At 70.2% G+C, this 3240-nt stretch carries 5 protein-coding genes; 1 reads left to right on the forward strand and 4 read right to left on the reverse strand.

The window, feature by feature from the left end; translation table 11 throughout:
• Positions 1-198 precede the first annotated feature (198 nt).
• A complete protein-coding gene (locus tag PINTE_RS22965; protein WP_157087431.1) occupies positions 199-342 on the reverse strand; it encodes a hypothetical protein in 144 nt (47 codons plus the stop codon).
• 975 nt (positions 343-1317) lie between these two features.
• On the opposite strand from PINTE_RS22965, the gene PINTE_RS25185 reads away from it, so the two are divergent.
• Positions 1318-1392, forward strand: a complete 75-nt coding sequence (locus PINTE_RS25185) for a 50S ribosomal protein bL37 (RefSeq protein ID WP_373280185.1) — start codon at positions 1318-1320, stop codon at positions 1390-1392.
• A 97-nt stretch (positions 1393-1489) separates the two neighbouring features.
• Here PINTE_RS25185 and rsrA read toward each other — a convergent pair whose 3' ends face one another.
• The 3 genes from rsrA to PINTE_RS23500 form a co-directional block, all read right to left on the reverse strand.
• Complete coding sequence (gene rsrA / locus PINTE_RS20735) at positions 1490-1858, reverse strand: mycothiol system anti-sigma-R factor (protein WP_084343878.1); 369 nt, start codon at positions 1856-1858, stop codon at positions 1490-1492.
• Positions 1855-2556 (reverse strand): sigma-70 family RNA polymerase sigma factor, encoded by a 702-nt coding sequence (locus tag PINTE_RS20740; RefSeq protein ID WP_245643089.1) that lies wholly within the window; start codon positions 2554-2556, stop codon positions 1855-1857. The genes rsrA and PINTE_RS20740 overlap by 4 nt, the downstream gene beginning before the upstream one ends.
• A 309-nt stretch (positions 2557-2865) precedes the next feature.
• Positions 2866-3240 (reverse strand): alpha/beta family hydrolase (locus PINTE_RS23500; protein ID WP_373280184.1); only part of this gene is annotated, 375 nt, incomplete at its 5' end.

The following is a 3240-nucleotide window of genomic DNA, read 5'->3' on the forward strand; positions in this document are numbered from 1 at the left end:
GGGCGGGCCGGCACCGTCGCTCCCGAACAGCGCCCGCCCGCGCCGGACGCGGGAGCGGACGCCCCGCGCTCGCCGGGTGGCGTTGCCCTCAGTCACGAGATGTGATCCTAACCACGGAAAAGGTCCGAGTATGCGTCGCACGACACATACCCGGACCTTTTCATCGATGTTTTCGAGCCTCCCGGGGCTCTTTTTCGCTCAGGCCAGCGGCTTGGGGTGCCACCACCAGGTGTCGCTCGAGCGCTCCATTGCGCTCGCGGCGCTCACGGCGACCGGCTTGGGGTGCCACCACCAGGTGCGGGCGGCCGTACCGGAAAAGCTGCTCAGCTGCGTGTTGTCCATCACATTCTCCTGATTCCAAAAGGTGGGCCGTCTCCCGAAATCCGGCCCTACAAGTTCTGAACTCGGCCGAGGGACAATGACTCTCGCCTCCCCTGTCCCGTTCGGCCTGTTCCATCTTTGCACCTGTCCCGAACGCAGGACCAACACATTTACTGTTTCTTGAATGACTTTTGGTAATACTCCTGCAAATGCCGTCGTCGACCGCATCACATTGCTCGGGAAATGCCGAAAAGAGGGCATGATTAAATAGGACGTCCGACTTGGACTAATGCTCGGAAAGCGCCCTGGATTGTTGCCGTGTTTTTGTTTTCGCGACACCCCGACTCCACGTGCCCGAAAGCCTGGCGTCGATCGGCGCCCGCAGCGCACGCACCGCAGGCAGCCACGATCCGGCCTCAGTCGCGCCTCAGTCACGCCTCCGTCGCGCCCCGGCCGCACCCCGCCGCATCCTGGTCGGGGTCGACCCTGAGCGCGTCGCCGCCCAGCCTCGGCCCCCGCGTGGGTCGAGTCGAATCCGGATCGGACCCGAATCGATCCACGTGTGGGTCGAGGACCAGGTGGGTAGAGTTTGTGGGGGGCGGTCTGCGCCGCGCCAGCCGCGCCAGGCCATGCCGTGCCAGGCACGCGCCAGCCGCGTCACGACGCCGGCACGACGACCTCACGCAACAGAGGAAGCCGAGGCATCGGCGGATGCCAAGGAATCAGAGGCAAGCAGGTCAGCAGGTCGCGCGGCCTGCGCTGTCCCCCGTCGCCGGGGCTCCTCGCAGGCGCGGGAGTCGGATGAACAAGGTCAGTCCCGGCTCACCCGCCCATCCCGGTCGGCGTCGCCACCCGCTGTCCCCCTGTGCGAGAATGGCGCCGATGCCCGCTCCCCAGCGGGGTCCTGCATGACCGGGCACCGTTCGGGCTCCGGTCGACCGGATCGCCCGTGCGGGCCGGCCCGGTGCAGGCTCTGAACGACGAAGGAGTTCCGCCATGAGCCGACGCGCTCGTAAGCGTCGCTCGCGCAAGGGCAACGCCGCCAACCACGGCCGCCGCCCCAACGCCTGAGCACGGCGCCAGCCGACAACAGCGGGCTGCCGCAACCCCCACGGGAGTTGCGGCAGCCTGTTGCTGTCTGTGGCACGGCTCCTGACGTCATCGAGGCTCAGCTTCTCGGCCGGTCCCAGCGCTCCACCGCTTCTTCGATGACCTCGACGGCCTGAACCGTCTCCGAGGATCCGTCGCGGGTCGTCGTCTGCACGGTCACCGACGTGAGCTTGGACATGATGCGCCTGCGCAGCTCGCCCGGGGCAGCCTGCCCCTGACAGGAACGGCGGACGAGGGCCTTGAGCAGAACGTCCCGCTCGTATTCGTCGAGGCACTCCGCGCACCCGTCGAGGTGCGCCTTGATGCGCCGCGAATCGATGGGGCTGGTCTCCTTGTCGATGAACTCGAAGACCCGCAGAACGATCTGCGAACAATCGACGGTCCCGTGTCCGTCGGCGACGTCGGCGTGCGGGTGGGGCTCGTTCATGCGCCGGCCCCCTGCCCCGCGTACCCGCGTTCGATCGCGTAATCGGTGAGCAGCTCCCGCAGCTGTCGGCGGCCGCGGTGCAGGCGCGACATCACGGTGCCGATCGGCGTCTCCATGATGTCGGCGATCTCCTTGTACGCGAAGCCCTCGACGTCGGCGAGGTAGACGGCCATCCGGAAGTCCTCGGGCAGCGCCGCCAGCGCCCGCGTCACGTCGCTGTCGGGCAGGTGCTCCAGCGCCTCGGTCTCGGCCGAGCGCAGCCCGCGGGAGCTGTGCGACTCCGCGCGCGCCAGCTGGTAGTCGGCGATGTCGGCGGAGTCGGACTCCTGCGGCTGCCGCTGCTTCTTGCGGTACGAGTTGATGTAGGTGTTCGTGAGGATGCGGTACAGCCACGCCTTGAGGTTGGTGCCCGGCCGGTACTGGTGGAACGCCCCGAACGCCTTGGCGTACGTCTCCTGCACGAGGTCTTCGGCATCGGCGGGGTTGCGGGCCATCCGCAGCGCCGCGCTGTACAGCTGGTCGAGGAAGGGCATCGCCTCGGCCTCGAAGCGGGCCGCGCGTTCGGCCGGGGTCTCCGTGGCGGGGTCGACCGTGGGCGTCGGCGGTTCGGTCGGCGTGGCGGGCGTCGCGGACGCCGCGAGCGTCTGCTCGACGCTCGCCTGCTCGCCGGCGCCGGTGTCCGGCTTCTCGTCAGTCATCGCCGACCACGATACCGGCCGGTCGCAAACCGCTCGACATCTCGATCGCTGGATGGGGCGAGCGGCACGTCGCGCCGCCGAACGGTCGCGCACGGTCTGCATCGCGGCTCCTTCACGAATGGGGGCGCGGGCCGACAGCCGGCAGACGCCCTCCGGAGCCGGTGAGCCCCGGTGAGCGGGCCCCGGCCCGCTGCTGTTCGGTGGTGATCGTCGGCGTCAACGCCACCGCGCACCGGGAGCATTCCCTGTGGTGTCGCTCACCGGACGCCCCGGTCCGCTCGCGCGGCTTCACCGATTGGTCGGAGCCGGTCAGTCACCACCGACCGGGGCGGGCCACGTGGCGTCGAGCCAGTCCGCCACGGCGGCACGCACATCGGCGGCGTCGCCGGCGAACCCGTGGCCGCCCCGCACGGGCACCACGTCGAGTCCGGCGGCCTGCGCGAGCCGCTCCGGGCGGCCGAAGGAGTCGGTGCGCCCCTGCACGAGCAGCAGCGGCATGTCCGCCGCGCGCGCCGCGGCGAGCTCGTCGGACCGGCTCGGCCTGGGCTTGTCGCCGCGCGCCGGTGGCTCCAGCGGGAACGACAGCAGCAGGAGCCCGTCGGGGCGCAGGTCCTTGGCGGTGCGAGCGACGACGCGGGCCCCGGCGCTGCGCCCGCCCGCGATGCGCGGACCGGGCAGCCGGCG

It is taken from the genome of Piscicoccus intestinalis NBRC 104926 (assembly GCF_001515525.1).
GTDB lineage: Bacteria > Actinomycetota > Actinomycetes > Actinomycetales > Dermatophilaceae > Kineosphaera > Kineosphaera intestinalis.

What these genes read in the sequence shown, in the direction of transcription:
- PINTE_RS22965 (WP_157087431.1), bottom strand. Translation starts at nt 342, where the DNA reads ATGGACAACACGCAGCTGAGCAGCTTTTCCGGTACGGCCGCCCGCACC.
- rsrA (WP_084343878.1), bottom strand. Translation starts at nt 1,858, where the DNA reads ATGAACGAGCCCCACCCGCACGCCGACGTCGCCGACGGACACGGGACC.
- PINTE_RS20740 (WP_245643089.1), bottom strand. Translation starts at nt 2,556, where the DNA reads ATGACTGACGAGAAGCCGGACACCGGCGCCGGCGAGCAGGCGAGCGTC.